General features: G+C 36.6%; 22 protein-coding genes. 11 read left to right on the top strand and 11 right to left on the bottom strand.

The window, feature by feature from the left end; genetic code table 11:
* Positions 1-17 precede the first annotated feature (17 nt).
* Both WAX86_RS16440 and WAX86_RS16445 read left to right on the top strand, forming a co-directional pair.
* Positions 18-548, top strand: coding sequence for a nicotinate-nicotinamide nucleotide adenylyltransferase (locus WAX86_RS16440; RefSeq protein WP_237034059.1), 531 nt, complete (start codon positions 18-20; stop codon positions 546-548).
* Positions 549-633: 85 nt separating this feature from the next.
* Positions 634-1038: a hypothetical protein gene (locus WAX86_RS16445; protein ID WP_065171065.1), complete on the top strand. Its 405-nt coding sequence runs from the start codon at positions 634-636 to the stop codon at positions 1036-1038.
* Between the two features lie 21 nt (positions 1039-1059).
* Here the strand turns inward: WAX86_RS16445 and WAX86_RS16450 are convergent, their stop codons facing one another.
* The gene (locus WAX86_RS16450) at positions 1060-1968 is read right to left on the bottom strand and encodes a LysR family transcriptional regulator (RefSeq protein ID WP_341489705.1); all 909 of its coding nucleotides are present in this window, start codon (positions 1966-1968) and stop codon (positions 1060-1062) included.
* A 174-nt stretch (positions 1969-2142) separates the two neighbouring features.
* Between WAX86_RS16450 and WAX86_RS16455 the strand changes: the two genes are divergently transcribed.
* Positions 2143-2586, top strand: coding sequence for a carboxymuconolactone decarboxylase family protein (locus WAX86_RS16455; RefSeq protein ID WP_341489706.1), 444 nt, complete (start codon positions 2143-2145; stop codon positions 2584-2586).
* A gap of 81 nt (positions 2587-2667) precedes the next feature.
* Here the strand turns inward: WAX86_RS16455 and WAX86_RS16460 are convergent, their stop codons facing one another.
* A complete protein-coding gene (locus tag WAX86_RS16460; protein WP_341489707.1) occupies positions 2668-3345 on the bottom strand; it encodes an AraC family ligand binding domain-containing protein in 678 nt (225 codons plus the stop codon).
* Between the two features lie 273 nt (positions 3346-3618).
* On the opposite strand from WAX86_RS16460, the gene WAX86_RS16465 reads away from it, so the two are divergent.
* Entirely contained in the window at positions 3619-4728 is a 1110-nt protein-coding gene (locus tag WAX86_RS16465) for a 1-acyl-sn-glycerol-3-phosphate acyltransferase (protein ID WP_005304906.1), read from the top strand.
* 98 nt (positions 4729-4826) lie between these two features.
* On the opposite strand, the gene WAX86_RS16470 is transcribed toward WAX86_RS16465, so the two are convergent.
* Positions 4827-5753, bottom strand: coding sequence for a LysR family transcriptional regulator (locus WAX86_RS16470; RefSeq protein WP_005304909.1), 927 nt, complete (start codon positions 5751-5753; stop codon positions 4827-4829).
* Between the two features lie 224 nt (positions 5754-5977).
* Between WAX86_RS16470 and chrA the strand changes: the two genes are divergently transcribed.
* Positions 5978-7132: a chromate efflux transporter gene (gene chrA / locus WAX86_RS16475; protein WP_341489708.1), complete on the top strand. Its 1155-nt coding sequence runs from the start codon at positions 5978-5980 to the stop codon at positions 7130-7132.
* Between the two features lie 98 nt (positions 7133-7230).
* Here chrA and WAX86_RS16480 read toward each other — a convergent pair whose 3' ends face one another.
* A complete protein-coding gene (locus WAX86_RS16480; RefSeq protein ID WP_341489709.1) occupies positions 7231-7449 on the bottom strand; it encodes a hypothetical protein in 219 nt (72 codons plus the stop codon).
* Positions 7450-7645: 196 nt separating this feature from the next.
* Positions 7646-8530 (bottom strand): RNA polymerase sigma factor RpoS, encoded by an 885-nt coding sequence (gene rpoS / locus WAX86_RS16485; protein ID WP_065171059.1) that lies wholly within the window; start codon positions 8528-8530, stop codon positions 7646-7648.
* 472 nt (positions 8531-9002) lie between these two features.
* Between rpoS and WAX86_RS16490 the strand changes: the two genes are divergently transcribed.
* The gene (locus tag WAX86_RS16490; protein WP_376788120.1) at positions 9003-10250 is read left to right on the top strand and encodes an Nramp family divalent metal transporter; all 1248 of its coding nucleotides are present in this window, start codon (positions 9003-9005) and stop codon (positions 10248-10250) included.
* Between the two features lie 56 nt (positions 10251-10306).
* Here WAX86_RS16490 and WAX86_RS16495 read toward each other — a convergent pair whose 3' ends face one another.
* On the bottom strand, positions 10307-10519 hold the full coding sequence (locus WAX86_RS16495) for a tyrosine-type recombinase/integrase (RefSeq protein WP_165761793.1): 213 nt from the start codon (positions 10517-10519) through the stop codon (positions 10307-10309).
* 19 nt (positions 10520-10538) lie between these two features.
* Complete coding sequence (gene xerC, locus WAX86_RS16500) at positions 10539-11714, bottom strand: tyrosine-type recombinase/integrase (RefSeq protein ID WP_341489710.1); 1176 nt, start codon at positions 11712-11714, stop codon at positions 10539-10541.
* Between the two features lie 302 nt (positions 11715-12016).
* Here xerC and WAX86_RS16505 point away from each other — a divergent pair, with 302 nt between their 5' ends.
* A complete protein-coding gene (locus WAX86_RS16505; RefSeq protein WP_138222091.1) occupies positions 12017-12355 on the top strand; it encodes a hypothetical protein in 339 nt (112 codons plus the stop codon).
* A gap of 56 nt (positions 12356-12411) precedes the next feature.
* On the opposite strand, the gene WAX86_RS16510 is transcribed toward WAX86_RS16505, so the two are convergent.
* Positions 12412-12870, bottom strand: a complete 459-nt coding sequence (locus WAX86_RS16510; RefSeq protein ID WP_238070789.1) for an Ivy family c-type lysozyme inhibitor — start codon at positions 12868-12870, stop codon at positions 12412-12414.
* Positions 12871-12996: 126 nt separating this feature from the next.
* On the opposite strand from WAX86_RS16510, the gene WAX86_RS16515 reads away from it, so the two are divergent.
* The 3 genes from WAX86_RS16515 (at position 12997) to WAX86_RS16525 (ending at position 14836) form a co-directional block, all read left to right on the top strand.
* Complete coding sequence (locus WAX86_RS16515) at positions 12997-13539, top strand: cytochrome b (RefSeq protein WP_086368048.1); 543 nt, start codon at positions 12997-12999, stop codon at positions 13537-13539.
* Positions 13536-14096, top strand: coding sequence for a YceI family protein (locus WAX86_RS16520; RefSeq protein ID WP_238070788.1), 561 nt, complete (start codon positions 13536-13538; stop codon positions 14094-14096). Before WAX86_RS16515 ends, WAX86_RS16520 begins: the two co-directional genes overlap by 4 nt.
* A gap of 128 nt (positions 14097-14224) precedes the next feature.
* Positions 14225-14836 (top strand): DUF305 domain-containing protein, encoded by a 612-nt coding sequence (locus tag WAX86_RS16525; protein ID WP_237035844.1) that lies wholly within the window; start codon positions 14225-14227, stop codon positions 14834-14836.
* 59 nt (positions 14837-14895) lie between these two features.
* Here WAX86_RS16525 and WAX86_RS16530 read toward each other — a convergent pair whose 3' ends face one another.
* From WAX86_RS16530 to WAX86_RS16540, 3 genes are read right to left on the bottom strand one after another with little or no spacing between them, the layout of a single operon-like run.
* Positions 14896-15705 carry a GDSL-type esterase/lipase family protein gene (locus WAX86_RS16530; protein ID WP_238070787.1) on the bottom strand — a complete coding sequence of 270 codons (810 nt, stop codon included), beginning with the start codon at positions 15703-15705 and terminating at the stop codon, positions 14896-14898.
* Positions 15706-15707: 2 nt separating this feature from the next.
* Positions 15708-17366: an FAD-binding protein gene (locus WAX86_RS16535; protein ID WP_238070786.1), complete on the bottom strand. Its 1659-nt coding sequence runs from the start codon at positions 17364-17366 to the stop codon at positions 15708-15710.
* Entirely contained in the window at positions 17341-18876 is a 1536-nt protein-coding gene (locus tag WAX86_RS16540; RefSeq protein ID WP_065171051.1) for a sodium:solute symporter, read from the bottom strand. The genes WAX86_RS16535 and WAX86_RS16540 overlap by 26 nt, the downstream gene beginning before the upstream one ends.
* Before the next feature lie 553 nt (positions 18877-19429).
* Between WAX86_RS16540 and WAX86_RS16545 the strand changes: the two genes are divergently transcribed.
* Positions 19430-19723 carry a hypothetical protein gene (locus WAX86_RS16545; protein ID WP_341489711.1) on the top strand — a complete coding sequence of 98 codons (294 nt, stop codon included), beginning with the start codon at positions 19430-19432 and terminating at the stop codon, positions 19721-19723.
* Positions 19724-20167: the final 444 nt, after the last annotated feature.

Consider the following 20167-nt stretch of genomic DNA (forward strand, 5'->3'; position numbering starts at 1 on the left):
GTAGAGAATAACATCCTATGAAGCCTCAAATTGCGATCTTTGGTAGTGCATTTAATCCTCCAACACTTGGACATCTATCTGTTTTAGAGCGTCTTAGTCACTTTGATAAGGTGCTTGTTCTTCCAAGTTACGCTCATGCTTGGGGCAAAGTGATGTTAGATTACGAGTTACGGTGTGAATTAATATCGACTTTCATTAAAGATAGTCAATTAAGCAACTTAGAACTGTGCCAAATAGAGCAAGAGATAGCGGTTCATGGTCAAGCGGTTACGACATTCGATGTAATGAGCCAATTGCAGCTGAGATATCCAAATGCAAATCTTACTTTTGTTATTGGTCCTGATAACTTATTGAACTTCTCTAAATTTTACCGCTTTGAAGAGATATTGAAACGTTGGCAAATACTGGCTTGTCCTGAAACAGTTTCAGTAAGAAGTACACAGATCCGGGAATATTTAGAGGAAGGTCGAGCTATTTCACATCTAACAACAGAAAATGTCGCTAAACTACTGAATAGTTCTCGATTTGATTTTACATCGAACAGATAGGAATGGTTAATTGTCTTATTGCAGTACTAAATTAATTGGATGGCTTGTATTCTCAAGCAGTTTGGTTGCATGGGATTGCTCGGCTATGATATGTCAACCGGAATTGAGTGAAGTTGCCGTTGTTGATGCCTGCAATGTTTCACCGAGTTCTTCCAGTTTATTTAGTTACGCATCTCCATGGCGTTTAGATACCCTTGATAGGGGAAGACTTTTTTGGAATCATTGGGACAAATTGAATGTTGAGACACCTGTATTTACCGAATACCAAGCATCAACTTTTTATGGGTTGGGTTTTTGGGTTCCAGAAAAGTATGAATACCAACCTGCAGATGTGGATGACCCCGAAGACTGGATTCGACAGCATGGTCTTCAGATGAGTTTTGGTATGACCGGCACTGATCCAAATTCGCCTCGGTTTAGATTTGATTACCGCTGGCACGAACGTGAAGAGTCGGGCTTATCCATGCATGTACAGATACCCTTTCAATAGGAATGTGATGAGAGAATAGTATTATAACGACAAGTCGATATTGTTAATCTCTGCAACAAGAAAATCTATAAAAGCACGTAATGCTGGGCGAGGGAATTTACTACCACTATATACGGCATAGATTTCACCACTTGAGCCCTCATGCAACGATGAATGCCAATTTGGAAGGCATCGAATTAATTTCCCCTCCTTTACCAAATCAACCATCATCCAATTTGACATAAGAACAACGCCACCATGGGCAACGGCAGCCTCAACTAATGGTGTTCCTCCTTTGGATGTAATATTACCCGCCACAGATACTCTTAAGCACTGTTTCCCATTATTAAAGTACCAGTAAACTTTTTGTCTATCGTTATTAAGTAATAGACAATTATGGTTCTCCAAATCATGAGGGCTGTTCAGAGGTTCTGAATTGGCCAAATATGTTAGTGAAGCACAAAGCCATGTTTGGTTTGGCAACAGCATTCTAGCATGTAATCCAGAGTCAACAGGGCGACCAATTCGAATGCCTAAATCAATATTTTCGCTATTGATATCTACCATTCGATTTTCTAATTCAATCTCAACTTTAACTTCTGGATATTGAGCCAGGAATTTTGGAAGTAGAGGTGATATCCATTGGCGACCAAAACTTTCAAAAACCGAGATGCGAATTGTACCTTGAGGATGCTGATTCTGTTTTTTGGTTTGGTTAAAGAGATCGTCTGCGTTATGGATTAGTTCTGTTGCACCTTGATAGAAATCTTGGCCTTCATCTGTGAGTGTTAGTTGGCGTGTTGTTCGGTGAAATAGAGTAACGCATAGCTCTTTTTCTAGCTGATCTATATTTCTTGCAATAGAGGAAGGTGCCATATTCAAAATTTGGCCGGTCTTTGAAAAACTGCCAACTTCAACGACTTTAAGGAATATTTTGATTAAATTGAACATTGAGGCATTACCTTTGCTGCTTTTGCATTATGCGCAAAACTATTTCAGTTATTAGCGGTATTCTATGCATTAATTAATTGATGCACAATACATTCAACTTAAGAACACATCATTAATAAATGACAAGAATTATTTTGAATTTATTTAGGTGTGGTTATATTAGAGGAATTTATTATGCAACATCGTTTCGATTTAAGTGCACTAGAACCAAAAGCTTATAAACCTATGCTTGGCTTAGAAGGGTATCTTGATCAGACAGATCTTGAGCCTAAATTAAAAGAACTTATTAAGGTTCGTGCTTCAACTATCAATGGTTGTGCTTTTTGTATTCAGATGCATACAGATAAAGCTAAATCGTTAGGTGAAACAGATCATCGACTATTTGCTGTTGCTGCTTGGAAAGAATCACCATTATTTACTGATGAAGAGCGTGCAGTACTTGCTCTTACTGATGAGGTGACTGAGATCGCTAAGGGTGGAGTATCTGAAGAAGTTTACCAAGCTTGTATTAAGCTAATGGGTGAGCAGAAAACAGCGCAATGCTTAATGCAGATTGTGACTATTAATGCATGGAATCGTATTGCTTTAACAACCCGCATGTATCACGAAGCAGAATAGAAACGCGGTTGATTCTTTCTGCCTAGTAACTTGTTTAAATCCCCTTTGAGTGGCTGAACTGATCGCTCAAAGGGGATTTTTTTATAATGGCTTACCTAATATAGGTAAAGCTAAAGTGTTGAGTAGAGTTTCAGGTACCGATAACTCAGTCGCAATTTGAGATGGTTTTCGTCCTGAACGCTGTAATCGAATGGCTTCACGCATCACCATACAAGATTCAAGCTCTTTCACTGACTGGTTAAACACAGATTCTATCGCTTTGATATCGCTATTCTCTGTGATTTTAGAACCGTTTAAAATCAGTGTTAATGCTGGATGATATCGTTCAGCAAGCACTGGTGATAGAGTTTTTGTTGATACTTTCAACTGTGCTGCTTTGTCTGCAAGCACTTTTAAAATACGACCTTCAGGGCCGTCCCATTGATGTTGTTCGCTTGCTGTTTGGCTTAATTCATCTAAAAGAGCAGCAATTAATGGCGTAACTTTGAAAAAACCTGCGTGGCTACATACAGCTGTAGTAAGACGAATTGAAAAGTCGACTTGATAGTAATTAGTACCAGGAAGTGCGGTTAAAGCATGTAGGCAATCAAATGGGAGCCAAAATCCTGTCCCTGCTGAAACTAAATGTTCATTTTTACCTAGGCGAACAAGAACGGCTCCTTTCTCAACCACAATAAAAAAGGAATGAGTACTTTTTTTACGAGAGCCAACATGTAAAAAAGGGTGATTATGATGGGTAAATTCGATCGCGTGTTTCATAGCAGGTCTCTAGTTGGTAATGCGTAGGTATGATCTTGTCTTTTGAAGAGATCGTCAACAAGTCTAGAAGTAAACACGCAATTATTGGACAAAATTATAAGAAATAGTGATAAGTTTTACTGTTATCGCGTTTTGTTTTGATTAAAATGGATATGTTTTAATCAAATTATTCTGGTAAGACCTCCAACCATTTACTGTATTGGCGGTTACCGTTGGGCAAACCCTAAAATGTGCGTAAAATAGCGCAGTTTTCATTAAAGTCGAAGCATCATTGTGCCAACAAATAACGATATTTATAAAGAGATTCGTCCTTACAATGACGATGAAGTCAGTGCAGCGATTGCACGTTTGATTGATGATAAAGAATTTATCAATGCTATTTTGAAGTACCGTTTTCCGCAAGCATCTGGCATGTTTGGCTGGTTATTGATCCCCTTGATTAAGCGAGTTTTAATCAAGAAGTGGTCTAATGTTAAAACGGTAGAAGAGATTCAACACCATGTTGCTAAGTATATGCAAGGAACACTGGATAACTCTTGTGACGGTGTAACGTGGAGTGGTTTGGATAAGCTTGACCCTAATCAATCTTATCTATTTGTTTCTAATCACCGAGATATAGCAATGGATCCAGCCATGGTGAACTGGGCTCTATTCCATGAAAACTTTAATACGGTTCGTATTGCTATCGGTGATAATCTACTAAAAAAACCGTGTGCTACAGAACTAATGCGTTTAAACAAAAGCTTTATTGTTAAACGTTCGGTTAAAGCTCCTCGTGAAATGATGAAAGCATTAGGTCTTTTATCTGGTTATATCTCTCATTCATTAGAAACAGGTCATAATATCTGGATCGCTCAAAAAGAGGGGCGAGCGAAAGATGGCAATGATAGAACTGATCCTGCTTTAATGAAGATGTTCTTTATGGAAGGTCGCAAACGTAAAGAAGCATTTTCTGAATTTATGCCAAAGCTAAACATTGTTCCGGTAAGCATTTCTTACGAGAATGATCCGTGTGATGCAGCTAAAGCTCATGAGCTATACCAAATTCAATCCCATGGTAGCTATGAGAAGGGTGAGTTTGAAGATATCGACAGTATCATTAAAGGTATTGTTGGCTATAAGGGACGTATTCATATCGCTTTTGGTGACGTCATTACTCAGCCATTCGAAACTCCTGATGAATTGGCGGAAGAGATTGACCGTCAAATAACCAAAAACTATCATCTGTTCCCGGCGAACTATATTGCAGCAGATATTGAAGATGGTTCTGTTACTGAGAGCGAAATTGCTAAATTTAATGAAAAATTGGCAACCCTATCAATTGGTGAAGCAGACTTATTGAAAAAGATGTATGCATATCCTGCTAAAAAGAAATTAGCCTAGATTTACTATTTTCTAATAATAAGTAGAGCGACCAACTTAATTAAATTGTTAAGAGGTCGCTTTATTTTTAGCTTTGGTATGTGGTGGTAACGAGTGATTTAGTCAAGAAATGGGCTATGATCTCGATAGGGCGGTTTAGCCATTCGTTCCGACATAAAATCGATAAAACTCCGTACCTTAGGGGCTAAGTATTTTCTTCTTGGATATACCGCATAAATAGGCAGTTCTAAGTCAGCTTTCCATTCGGGTAGTAATTGAATTAATTTTCCTTTCTCTATCTCATCTGTCAGTAGATATGTTGATAGATAGGCAATACCTAAACCACTTACCGTTGCATCAAGTACTGCAGGTGCATTATCAATTCGATATGTTCCACGAGCTCTTATTGATTGATGAATACCATCACGAGTAAATTCCCAGTTAACGTACTTTCGCTCACGACTTTGGTAAGTAATACAGTTATGGCGGCGTAAATCCCCTGGTGTTTCGGGCTTTCCATGCTGGGCAATATATTCTGGCGAAGCGACAACCATAAAATGGCAGTTAGCTAATCGTCGCGCTACCATTCCTTCTGGCGGATGTTCATGAATGGCGATCCAGCAATCAAACCCTTCTTCTAACAAGTTAGGTCTATGATCAAATAAACTGATTTCTAGCTCCAATTCAGGATGTAGCTGCTGAAATTCAGCCAGAGCTGGAGTAATTTGATGGTTACCAAAGGATTGAGCAATACCGATTCTTAGAACACCTTTCACTTCATTTCGATAACCTGCCACCATAGCTTCAGCTTCGTTAACCGTATCTAACAATTGCTGGCCATACTCGGCATATTGTAATCCAATCTCGGTTAGAACAACGGTTCTAGTACTTCGCTGAACCAGTTGGCAACCTAAACGCTCTTCAAGAAGGCGAATTTGCTTGCTCACTTGTGACTTTGAAATTCCCAATCTATCAGCCGCTCTTGTGAAGTTTTGTTCATGACTGATTGTTGCAAGAATGACCATTTGATGAAGATTTTCTAGCATTGTTTTTAACCGATTGTAAGTGCTTTAGTTATTATACCCAATCATGGATTTGGCGCGACTATGTTCGTGTTAGAGAGTGAGCTTGATGATGAAAATAAACATTAATTTAATCGATTCATATCATTAAAACTAACGATTAGATTAATTTAAAGGCTCTTTGTACTATGTATTCGTATCCGGCACTTTAGGTTGCTTGAGTATTAAGTATTTATGGAGAGATTTAAATGTTAAGTGTTTTTTGGCACTTTTTAGTTCTAGGACTTTATAGCTTTGGTGGACCTGCTGCACATATTGGTTATTTTCAACGAGCATTTGTCGAAGATAAAAAATGGTTAACCAGCAGTGAATTTAATCAGGCTGTTGCACTATGCCAATTTCTACCTGGACCGGCGAGCAGTCAGTTAGGCATGTTTATCGGATACAAAAAAGGGCACTATCTTGGAGCTCTAGCAGCTTTTGTTGGGTTTACTTTACCCTCTTTTGCGTTGTTAACTTTTCTAGCTGTTATGAGTAGCAGTTTATCGAATTCCGGTTGGCTCGATGCTGTCATACAAGCTGCAAAATTGTTAGCGGTTATTGTTGTTGCTGATGCATTATGGGGAATGGGGAAGAAAAATATAACCTCAAAAGTCACATTCATTGCCTGTCTAGTCACCGCTATTTGGGTCTATTTTAGCAGTGGTCTTTTAGGTCAAATCCTACCGATTTTATCTGCTGCGGTAATAGGTTATATACTCTCTTTTGTTAAGAAAGGGCAGGACGAAGCAACACAATTTCCTAAGCAGTTACCCAAGGTGAAGCCTAATTTAGTTATTTTGAGCTGCTTTTGCATACTGCTTGTAGGCATGCCATTTATCGCTAACATATTACCAATAGCTAATATTTTTAACATCTTTTATCAAGCAGGCAGTTTTGTTTTTGGTGGTGGTCATGTCGTGTTACCATTGCTACAGCCGATGATGGATGGTTTGGTTGAACCAGATAAGTTTTTAACCGCGTATGCTTCAGCTCAATTAGTACCGGGTCCTATGTTTACTATGGCAAGCTATTTGGGTGCCGCTGCTTATACTACAAGTCCTATTCTTGGCAGCCTTGTTGCGACTATTGCGGTCTTTTTGCCTGGAGCATTATTGCTATTTGCTTTTTTACCGGCATGGGAAGATTTATTTAGTCATCCTAGATTACAAATAGCGATAAGTTTAGTGAATGCAAGTGTAGTTGGTTTACTTGCTAGTGCCTTCATATCTCCTGTGATTACCTCATCAATACATAGTATCTTTGATCTGATCGTTGTTATTACTGGCGGGATTTTGTTAAAACGATACAACTTACCAATTTGGGGTTTGGCATCGTTACTTGTGTTATATACCTTGATTTAAATAGACGACAATTCAGATGAGCCACCTCAAACATGAAGTGGCTTTATTAATCATATCTAATGCACTATAACTTTATATCTAGGCTAACTAAGATCACCTCAAGTACAGTACTTAAATTCAGCTTTATAGAGCTTATGTAAGCTATTGTGATACTTACGACCTTGTTTTGCGGAATAGGGTTGTCGCATTTTCTGTTGAATCTTAGCAATATTTTCACGAACTTTGAGGCATTTAGCCTTTTTTGATTGGCTAGAACTCGCAAAAGTTGGCGCTACGATAAGAGATAAAACTATCGTACAACAGATCAGCAATTTCATAATATTAACCTTCTTTGTATTTTGTTAACTTGTAGCATGACAAAGAGGTCTTCTCGTTTTAAATTCAAACAATATTTATAAGATGGGTCGCAGATTTTTTGGTAAAGAGTAGAAGGTAATTATTAAAAAGGAGTGAATTGGATCAAAAAAGGCTCCAACTTTGAGCATTGGAGCCTTATCGTATCAACTGTCTGCATTATGCAGTTTCGGCAAATAGTAACTCAAGGTCATATTTTTCGCGCTGTAGAACATTCTTAAGTTTATTCAAAGAGCTTACTTGAAGCTGACGAATGCGCTCTCTAGTTAAACCAACTTCTTCAGCAACCTGTTGAAGGGTTTGAGCTTCATAACCCATAAGACCAAAACGACGACATAGTATTTCACGATCTCTTGGATTTAATCCCTCTAGCATAGTAAGGGTGAGCTTTTGTATATCATTTTTATCAATTTGGGCATCTGGGCCATTATCTGAATCGTCAGAAATAAATGAGGCCATCGTTTGAGAGTTAGAGTCTTCTGATGAGATCGTCTGATCAAAAGACATAACGGGTGCATCATAGGAGAGTAGCGCTGAAATATCTTCAACACTTTTATCTAATTCGTCAGCCACTTCTTCGTGTGTAGGCTCACTATTATTTGTTTTCATAAGCTGCTTATGAGTTCGAAGAATGGTATTGATTTCCTTCGAAACGTGAACCGGTAAGCGGATGGTACGAGCCTGATTATGTATTGCTCGTTCAATAGTTTGCTTAATCCACCAAGTAGCGTATGTAGAAAAACGAAAGCCTCTTTCAGGGTCGAATTTTTCCACTGCTGTAATTAAGCCAATATTACCTTCATCGATCATATCACTTAGCTGCATGCCACTGCCGCGATATTTCTTTGCAATACTAACAACAAGACGAAGATTGCTTTCGATCATAACTTTTTTAGACTTAGCGTCACCTACAAGCGCTTTACGACTATAGAGGATTTCCTCGTCTTTGGTTAGTAGAGGCTTGTGTGCAATATCTTTTAGATAAAGTTGAATCACATCATTATCAAAAGACGTTGTATCATCGACTTTGTTTTTGATATCCATATCATTTACCCCTAACTTTGTGACTAACTGACTACATAATTAATTCTTTTCTATTTTTATTTAACAACCATACGTTAACATAATATTTTCATATGTTCTATCAATTGATTATGTAAATTGATTAATAAGTATCATACTTTGGTCTTAGATTAGGCTTATTTCTAATACTTATTTTATCCAGTAAAACAATGAGATATTTCATGATCTGTTTTTACCCCGATCTAAATTAATTATACCAATAAGCAATAACACACATTTAGAATATTAGACATAATGGTACACATTATTTTTACAATTTATTTATGAATAAAGTATTACTTTTTCTTTCACTTAGATGATTAATCACAAAAACCTATTGTTGTGATTAAATTAATAGGCGATATATAAGATTCCATTTTTGACTATCTATTTGAGATTGATTCTCATTTGGGGGTGGCGTAAATTAAACCTTAGATGATTGAGGGGAATATTTATGTCTATGTCTATTGCAACTGCAGATAAAGCAGAAGTTTATAATACAACTATTTCAAAATTTAAACGGAAACTATTGCTCCTTGGGCCAGCTTTTATTGCTGCTATTGGTTATATTGACCCAGGTAACTTTGCTACTAATATTGAATCTGGCTCATCATATGGTTATCAGCTTTTATGGGTTGTGCTTTGGGCTAACCTAATGGCTATGCTTATTCAGTATCTTTCAGCAAAATTAGGTATTGTTACAGGAAAAAATCTTGCAGAGCATCTTAGAGATCATTTACCTAAGTGGGCAATAGGTCCATATTGGATTCAGGCAGAAATTATTGCTATTGCGACAGACTTGGCAGAATTTATCGGAGCAGCTGTTGGTTTCCAGCTCGTTTTTGGGATCTCTCTCATTGAAGGTGCCATTATTACAGCTGTTGCTTCAATACTTATTTTAATGCTCAATAAAAGAGGGCAGAAACCTTTAGAAGCAGTAATTGGTTCATTATTAATGCTAGTCGCCATTATTTATGTTGTTGAACTATTTTATGCTGGTCCTTCTGGTAGTGAGTTATCTAAAGGTCTTATCGTTCCTTCATTTAATAGTGCTCATGAAATTTATCTGGCTGCGGGTATCCTTGGTGCTACTGTTATGCCTCATGTAATCTATCTGCACTCTGCATTATTTAAAAATAGCTATGGTGAGAAAACAGAAACTCGTTTACGCTCAACTAAAGTAGATGTATTAATTGCGATGGTTATTGCTGGTTTCGTGAATATCGCTATTGTCGCTATGGCTGCTGCAGTGTTCCACTATTCAGGTAATCAACATGTTGCTGAAATAGAAACAGCGTATATGACATTAACACCACTTGTTGGTAAAGCGGCTTCATTGTTATTTGGTATCTCATTAATTGCTTCAGGTTTATCGTCAACTGTTGTTGGTACAATGGCTGGTCAAGTAGTTATGCAGGGCTTTGTTCACTTTAAGATTCCAATGTGGGTTCGCCGTTCAGTCACAATGATTCCATCTTTTATTGTTATCGGATTAGGTCTTGATACCACTCAGATTCTTGTAATGAGCCAGGTAGTGCTAAGCTTTGGTATCGCTCTAGCTATTATTCCATTACTTATGTTTACAAATAGTGAACGCTTAATGGGGGAGTTCAAGAACACTAAAACAGTTAATATTCTGGGTGTGGTTATTGTGACTTTAGTTCTTGCTCTAAATGGTTATTTGATGGTGACATTAGCATAGCAGTAATATTCCTCTTATCAAAAAACTAAGGCTGCTATTTTAAGCAGCCTTAGCTTTTATCTTCGTAATGCCAAACCTTTTAAATCATCGTCACTACGGCGGTCATAACGCTGAGTTGTTGTAACACTGCTATGACCCATAAATTTACTGACCAGTAATAAATCATGACCAGCTCGAAGTAGATTTGTTGCAACAGAATGTCGGAAATCGTGAGGAGATACTATTCGTTCAAATCCCATTCGTTGAATTTGCTTACATAAATCGTTCAAGCTTTGCGTCGTTAATGATTTAGCTATTACTTGTTGGTGCTTTATTGACTACACAAAACAACGAATTAAAAATGTTACCACGTAACTTTAATCGAATATCAAACCATTTAGATAATGCCTGATATAAGTCACTTTTTAATGAAAAAGGCACATAGCGTTCTTTATTACCTTTACCGACAACATGGATCGTACCTCGATCAATATCAATGTCATCGAGAGATAAATTGACGACTTCTGCACGGCGTAATCCTGATTCATACATCAACCAGAATATAGCATTATCACGTATCCCTTTGATTTTATTAGTTTGATTTAGGCAAATAGCTGAGATTTTATCGAGCTCGTTATAACTTAAATATCGGCCGCTAGATTGGCGAGAACCTCTAGGCAGTTTAATTGCTTTTATGCGCTCTAGTGTTTCAACTGTAATTGATTCACTTAACCATGCATGATGGGCAACACCACGGAGCATTCGTAATAGATTATCTGCAGTAGCAGGAGAGTAACTGCCTGTTTTTATAAGGTTCCGATCATTTCGTTCACTCAAAAACTGCTGCATCAAATTCTGTAAAACAGGGGCATAAAGAACCTGATACCAATCCATTCTTTCAATACAGCTACCAATATAGAAACAGGAAAACGCTTCTAAACTTATTTGTGATCTAACTGACAAGCTAAGCGAATAATCAATGCGATTCTCGGCTGATGAAGAGGGCTCAATTGGTGTTTCAATATCTTCAATTACATAATTACTTAACTGGTTTTGCCACTTTTTAAGTTCACATTCTGATATTTCCCCATTTAAAAACATACAGTTAGATAGTTCTAATAACGCATTTATCAGTGGAGTAACTTGTAAATTTTTAAGAGAATAGTGGCGTAGCTGTTTAGCTTCAGCTTTCTGTTTTGCTCGATAAATAAAAAACGAATGCAGTAGATTTTGAATAAGGCGAGGCTGTTTAACTAAAAATTGCCAATCCACTTTTACAAAACTAGGGCCTAAGTTAAAACGAGCAAAGCGCTCTAAAGTGTATTTCGCATTAACTCTTCCTCCTGATGTGTCTGTTGCTGCTAATGAGTAGATATATGCAAGGGCTGGGTTAATACTAATTGAACTTGCGTAGTTATGTTTTGTTTCAATTAATGATCGGTTAGGAGCCAAGAGATCATTATTGCGAAGAATAAGGTTTTGCATTAATTCAGGTTGGATCTTTACGTAATTCTTAATCTGCTATAAGAGATATTATATAAGATTGAGATTTAAATGCCATATAAAACAACACATTATAAATAATGACTAGATCTCTCAATCTGGTTTTTATGTTAAATAAGATCTTGGGAAACGAGCACGAAATTGACTAGTATGTCACTATTAAATATTTATCACTCAACAGTGACAGTGTAACTAATGGTGCGCATTATGCTTGAAATCTGACGTAAAAAGGAATATTAATTAGATATGGTATTTGTAGGATAAATATAATGAAAGTAACAAAAATGATTCGATGTCAGTTAAATGTATCTCATTCACTGACAGAGAGTATCGCTCTTAGCATTATTGAAAATGAAAAAGAATTTGCTGAGCCTCTTTTTTCTAAGCATGATATCGAAGATCAACGTTATCAATTCGCGGATCAATCATTAGTTGTTGATAATGTACATGTCGATGCTGAACAGCCTGTTGGATATGCTGATATTCGTTATGGTATTCATTTCTTCTGGCCGTGCAATAATCAAGATGAAATCGATATGTATGAAGAAAGAATCTATTTTGAGTTAGATAGAGATGTTGCAGTATTTAATTTAGATATCCATGAACCATGGATTGTGAGTTAATTTCTAATTTGAAAAGGAGCAGGTCAATAGAAACCTGCTCGTTGCATTTTTTAACGTTATTTCCAATTAGGATTTTGCTGTAGTGTTTTTACTAAAGCTTCCTTCATTGATTGATCTGGATTTCCAATAAACCAGTAGGTTGCATACTTGCTCGGCTCTGTAATTGCACCGTCTGTATCTTTTACTGAAACAACCAAAGAAACGTCTTTTTTATCTTGGTTTGATAGGGTAATCATAAAGTTATTACCACACGCGTGAGGTTTACAATAGTTTGTAGCAGTAAAACTTTTACCATCAATCACGGTGTCTCCAATAGGAGCAGTCACCTTATTTGCTTGTTTGATCCATACAGGTAGTGGTTCTTTAGAAACATCAGGAATGGCAACTGAAGATTGCATTGATGTTACAACGGATGCTGTCTTTTGTGTTGCTGTTGATTGAGTTTGCTCCGATGAACCATCATTACAAGCGGTAAGGAATAGAGCCAGGCAGCCAACAAGTAGGAACTTTTTCATTTTACTTCTCTTGTTATTATGTAAGTGAAAATATTCTATTCCTGTTTGAAATTTCTTTCTTCAATTCTCTGTCAAATACTATAGTTATATTAAAAATTAACATGATATGGACATTAAGGTTAATTGATGAGAAAAAATTCTGTCTCTAAATACAATTATGTGGCGCGATGTTTACACTGGTTTTCAGCGTTAATTATTATATCCATGTTTGGTGTTGGGTTATGGATGGTTGACCTTAACTATTACAGTACATGGTATCAAACAGCACCTCACTGGCATAAATCGGTGGGAATATTATTTGCTGGTTTAACGATTTTCCGATTGATTTGGAAGCATTTAACGGCTAGTCCTAAGATTGATGGAAACCGTATAGAAGTTTATTTAGCGACAGCTGGGCATATTGCTATGTATGCTCTTTTGTTTGGATTATTTGTCAGTGGTTATTTAATTTCAACTTCTGATGGCCGCAGCATTGATGTTTTTAATTGGTTTTCTATTCCTGGATCAGGAGAGTTATTTACCCAACAGTCGGATATTGCAGGTAAGGTGCATTTTTATATTGCATGGACTTTGATTTTTATGGTGTTACTGCATGTACTTGCTGCGTTAAAACACCATTTTATCAATAAAGATAATACGCTACGAAAAATGATAGGAGAGTCAAAATGAAAAAAACAGCGGGGATGTTAATTGCTGCAATGATGTCTTTTTCGGCAAATTCGGCTGATTATATCATTGATACCAAAGGGGCTCATGCTTCAATTAATTTTAAAATTAGTCACTTAGGTTATAGTTTTATTAAAGGTCGATTTAATGACTTTAGTGGGCAATTTTCTTACGATCCAACAAATATTTCTGCATCTAATGTTGAAGTTATCGTGAATACCCAAAGCTTAGATTCAAATCATGCAGAACGTGATAAACATGTCCGTAGTAATGATTTTATTGATGCGAGTAAATACCCACAGGCCAAATTTGTTAGTACAAAAGTCGTAGATAAAGGGGATGGTAATCTCGAAATTTTTGGAGATTTAACGCTTCATGGCCAATCAAAGCCCATTATTATAGCTGCTGAACTTATTGGAGCAGGTAAAGATCCTTGGGGTGGTGAGCGTATAGGTTTTATCGGTGCAACTCGTTTGGAATTAGCAGAGTTTAAAATCCCAGTGATGGGAGATTCAAGTTATGTTGATTTAGAACTTCATGTTGAAGGTATTAAAAAATAGTCTTTTACTATAAAAGGTAAGCAAAGAGTCGTTTTGCTTACCTTTTTAATTATTAAAATATTATGTTGACCTTCCAGTTACTGGATACCTTATTGTTCTTTAAACACAGACACAATGAGATATTTATAATGAAAAAAGTCAGTTTGTCCCTTATTGCTATTGCTTTATTATCATCTACTGCTGTTTACGCACATGATGGGCATGATAATTTAACCGCATCAAAAAACATGATGAATGATTCAATGGCTGCAATGCATGGTATGCACACATTGAAACTAACAGGTGTGCCATCTTATGATTTTATTGCAGGAATGCTTCCTCATCATGAGGGCGCGATAGTGATGAGTGAGAAAATTTTACCATCGTTAACTGATCCTCAAATAAAACAACTTGCTGAAAACATTATTAAGAGTCAGAAAGAAGAAGTTGTTTTTATGAAGAAATGGCTAGCCTCTCATAAGACTATCAATCCGAAAGACGTCGATATGAAAGCTTCGCAAGAGATGATGACAAAATCAATGCAAGTTATGCACGGTATGATGACAGTAAAATTAACTGGTAATCCAAATATAGATTTTGTTGAAGGTATGATCCCACATCATGAAGCTGCAATCAAAATGGCTGAAGTTGTTATGCCTTATCTAAAGAATGAGCAGATAAAAACATTTGCAACCAATATAGTCAAAGCCCAGCAGCACGAGGTTGCATTTATGAAGTCATGGTTAGCAAAACAGAAGTAGTAATATAATATTCTGAAATAAAAACGAATCACTTACTTAGAAGTGGTTCGCTTTTTATTTTACTCGTTTAATAAAGGCTTAATGATCGCCGCCCATTCTTGATAGGCAAGAGCGGTTAAATGCAGTTCGTCACGAGTATACTTCGGCAATAATGTTTTCTCTGGACACAACACACAGTTAAGATTGATATAGGTAATACTTTTATCAACGCAATATGACTTTAATTCTTGATTTAACTGCTCAACTAAAGGATTTAATTGTGCTAAACGAGATCCTACATATAGAGTGGATTGAACAATCGGCTCAATGCCATGTTCTTGGCAAAAAACTAACATAGAGCAATAACGTGAAAACACCTCATGGACAGCAAAACCTTGAGCTAAGTCGTTAATTCCAGCTAGAAAAAAAACTTGCTTTGGTTGTAACGGTAGGATGTCTTGTATTCGAAATAGCATTCCTTGAGTATTGTCACCTGCGATGCCTCGATTAACAATACTTTTTTCTGGAAATAGCTCATACCAAGGTCCCCAATCTGTAATTGAGTCCCCAAACATGACAATATTCGCTGTATGTTGTTTACTCATATTTTTATGACTGTCCATTTTACCCATATACTGACTCATCGCATTTGAGGCTTGAAGTATACTTAAACGATTACAAAAAGAGAGTAGTACATCACTATCTAAATTTAGATTAAACTCTTTCGCAACTTGTTCTGCCTGATTGAACAGTATCTTATTATCTAAATTTGATTTATCTGAGAAAAAAGAAGCCATTAAATCAAAAACACTTTTCTCTTTGTGTTCTAGACAGTATTTATAAATAGACGTATCGTAATTTTGAATTCTATTATTAATTTCTTTAGTCAAAATTAACTCCTAAATATCTTATTAAGCTCAATATCATTATTCTGGCTCATCGAAATCTCAATACGATAGGACGATGGATCTCGTTGCGGAAAGTCTTCTCGATAATGAGCACCTCGGCTTTCTGTTCTTTCCAACATACAAGATAATAATACCTTTGCCATACGCAAATTCGATAACGCATTGAAACCTAAGTAAGTTTGATGTTCTGTAATTGAAAATTGTTTAGTCAGAGCATCTATCTGAGCTAAGGCGCGTTGTAATTGTTTATGAGACCGTACAATGTTGGCACTAGATGCTAGAATAGCTTGTATCTGATGACTGATTTCTCTTGGCGATCGAATAGAATCATTATTATCACTATTTATAACTTTATGATACCAATGATGAAATTTACTCAATAACAGCTCATCACCAATCAATGATTTATCTTTCTTATTATTTATATGATCTGCCGCTCGCTTTGCAAAGACAAGAGCACCACCAACAGAGTTGCCACCTAATCGATTAGCACCTTCAATGGCAGAAGAAATCTCACCTACAGCATATAGGCCGCTGACAGCAGTTTCGCCTTCTGTTGAAATCTGTATTCCACCATTACAGCTATGCGCAAAATGTGCAATACCAATTTCATCTCGGCACATATTTATGCCTAAGCTTTCTAGCCAGTTAAGATATAAGGTATAGAACTCTTGAGTATCATGATATAGCTTTTCTGAAAAAGATATTTTGGCAAATTGACTTCCGCTAGAGATAGCTTTAAATATTGCTAAATCAATGATATGGCTAGGGAAGTCACAACTAAATGGTGCATAACCACTGTATTCTTGCCATAGGGATTGTTGCTGTTCTTTAGGTATATGTAAAAGTAGATCCTGATTAAATTCATCGGCTAATTTCGTACAATACTTGGCGGTATGTTCACCAAATAAAGTATTGTATTTAGGTGTCACTAGGGCGGGTATAAATTGAACAAACTCCATGTTAACCAGCTTTGCTCCAGCATCTAAAGCCGCTAAGTGTCCAGAACCATTCACTTCTGTTGGATATAAACTGTGTTGATATAAGCCGCCAATTCCTCCACAAGCTAAAACAATATTATTAGATTTAATCAGAAGATAATCGTTGGTGGCGGTAATAAATAGAGCACCAATGGCAACATTATTTTCAGTCAAAATAGTTAATAATCTATGTTCCTCTAATAATTGAAGGTTAGGGTGGTTGAAGATTTTTTTTGCATTATCTTTGGCTTGTCTCCAATCATTTATCAGATAGATATCCCTTGGATAATCCGCAAAACAAGCAGGGCGTCTATCACTTCTCAGCCACGGTTTAAACCCAATATTTTGAAGTTCTACAATTGATCTTGGAGACTGTTGAATATAGGTATCGATAAGGTCAGGATTATCCATACCAACGCCAATCCTAGTCAGATCTTTTTTAAATAATTCGATATCTTGTGCATCATTATCAGTAACTTGTATACCAAGACTTCCTTTAATAGAAGAAAAGCTTGCCCCTCCGGCAAGCTTTTTATCTGTAGTTAATACTGTCTGACAACCATGCTGTAATAGATTAAAACAGGAGACTAATCCGGCGATACCGCTACCGATAACAAGAGCCTCTGTCTCATAAATCTTAGTTACTGCCAGTTGCTGTTGCATAAGTTAGCCCTTCAGCTCGTGCTGATTCTTCATTTGAAGTAACAAAGAAGAAAGATGAAATATAAGCTGGAACCACACATGCTAGGATAACCACTAGTGAAATCATAAACTCAAAGATTTGTGGTTTAACATAGCCTGGGATATAACCACTTAGTAATCCTGCTGGGTCACCAATATAGGTTGCGACAATGATTGAGATACCGAAACCAAACCATGCTGATTTTGCATTGATACGCTTAATAAAGATACCGGCTAAGAACAGACCAGCAATTGGACCACCAAGTAGGCCAGTGATAGCTTGGAAGTAAAGGAACATATCGCCTTGACCTGCTTTCAAGAAGTGAAGAGCAAGTGCGGTACTGATTAGACCAATAATCCAGCTTGCACCTTTTGCAACTTTCAGTTTACTAGAGTCATCCATATCTGGACGCGCTTTACTTACAAGGTCTGAAGTGACACAGGTTGAAATCGCATTCAAGCTTGAAGAAACCGTTGATTGCGCAGCAGCAAAGATTGCAGCAATGATAAGACCTGATAAACCAGCCGGAACATACTTAATAACGAAATAAGGCAGAATTGCGTTACCATTAATCTCGCTAGGAAGTGGAGCTGTGAAAGCAAAGAAGATATAAAGTGCAGTACCCATACCAATGAAGATAGCCATACTAGTAAATAGCAATGGTACGTTCATAAATAAGCTGTTTTGCGCTTCTTTAGTTGTCTTAGTAATATTATAACGTTGAACGATATCTTGGGAACCAACATAGCTATAGATTGAGTTGATCACACCACCAAGAATAATACCAATAAGAGTTGTACCGGCGAAGCTGATATTAAATGCAGACTCAGGAAGCGTTTTTTGATCTGCAACTAGGCGATCAAATGCTGCGAATAGACCATCAGGTGATGCACTATAACCAATAACGGCAATCACTACGGCACCCGCCAATAAGATAATAGTTTGAATCGCATCGGACCATACAACAGCTTCAATACCACCAATTGAAGTATAAATTACACACATAAGTGCAACTGAACCCACCAAAATAACTGGGTCGACACCTGGTAGTGCTTGCTGTAGTGCAAGAGTTGGTAGGTACAGAACAACAGCAATACGAATAATATGGAAAACGATAAATGAAATACTTGCTACATAACATAGCTTGGGATCAAAACGTTTACCTAAGTATTCATAAGCTGTTGTTACATTTACTTTTCTAAAAAATGGAACAAAAACTAGAGCTGCCCATACCACCATAATCATGATGCCAAGAGGAGCAAGTCCCATGATTGCGCCATTTGCATAAATTGATGCTGGAATCGCAATAAATGAGATTGAAGATAGTGCAGTTGCGTACACACTACAAGCTGTTACCCATGTAGGAACACGACCGCCAGCTTTAAAGTAGTCATCCGTTGATTTGTTACGCTTAGAAAAATATACGCCTATACCAAGCATACCAGCAAAGTACAAAGCAATGACAAACCAGTTAACAGCAGACCATTCCATAACGCCTCACATAAATTAACCATACAATGAAAGATTACCTAAGTTTATATTTCAAACTGTAAGTGAAGTAAAACTCCAAAAATATATTATGTGAGAAACTTAACTTTATCTTTACTGTTATGTGATAACGATCTCGATTAAGAGCAAATAAAGACTCTGTTTCATAATTATTGTTTGATCTACAAATACACACTCTTAGAAGAGTGAAGAAGCGGATCCCGAACAAGATACAAATCAATTAATATTCAATAAGTTATAATAAAAAAGAATTGAATAGCTAACAAACTCAATACTGTTTAGTTGTGAGTACTATTCGAATAGATACGATGAAAAGACGAAAAAATCATAAAATGTTATATCTCTTTACCATTTATGGTTAGTGAATTGATTTCGTTAGGTAGAGGGGGAATAGGACATTTTTATGTAAAGAAGAAATACTCAAAAATAGGTCTACATTCGTAGGATAGAAAAGACACGATATGTGAAACAGATGATGTTTTATACTTTATGCAAACTGTATTATACACAATAAAGCATTTATTAAGGATATATTATGCCTAAGTATCAATTCTTCTGTATACCAGATTCTAAACGTAAAAAATTCACCTACCTTGATATGGGCAGCAACTCATTTCTCGATGAGAAAGCGCAACTGCTAAAGCAAGGATTTGAAATTGAAGATGATTATATTCTTGCACAAACTCCTCAAGAAGCTATTGAAAAATTTCAATCAAACTTTACATATGCAGCTCAAGAGTATAGTAATGCGGAACCATCTGTGGGATTAATGAACTTTTTCATTGAACTCTATAAAGAATTCAAAGGCCGAAGATCTCGATATCGTTGAACCTGACGAACACTGACATTAAGAAGCTGAGCAGCATCTTTGCGTCTGATCCGTTTTTCGCAAACATCACGAATTGTACCTAAGCGAAATATCTCTTTGTCATTCATGGTCACCAACATATTTTGTTTAACTCACATTGATCAGCAGATACCGATCACTATAGAAAAACAGGACATTTTAGCTTTGCAGAAAAGAGACATTTTAACTTTGGGTTATCAACCTTAGTGCGCATTATATAGGTTATGTTAAATAAGATCTCCAAGTTAATATAATCCAAGCCATATCTTCATAGACAACACCTTAGCTACTCTACTCTTTAGTTTGGAGCATTTGAAAATAAGGACTATTTAACAGTATTGGCAATTTACCATAAAATAGGTAATTTACACTTAAATTTAAGCTCTGCAGCAAATGTTCAGTTTGCTTAGTTCTTCAATTTATTTG

This window comes from Photobacterium damselae subsp. damselae, assembly GCF_038086725.1.
Classification (GTDB): Bacteria; Pseudomonadota; Gammaproteobacteria; order Enterobacterales; family Vibrionaceae; genus Photobacterium; species Photobacterium damselae.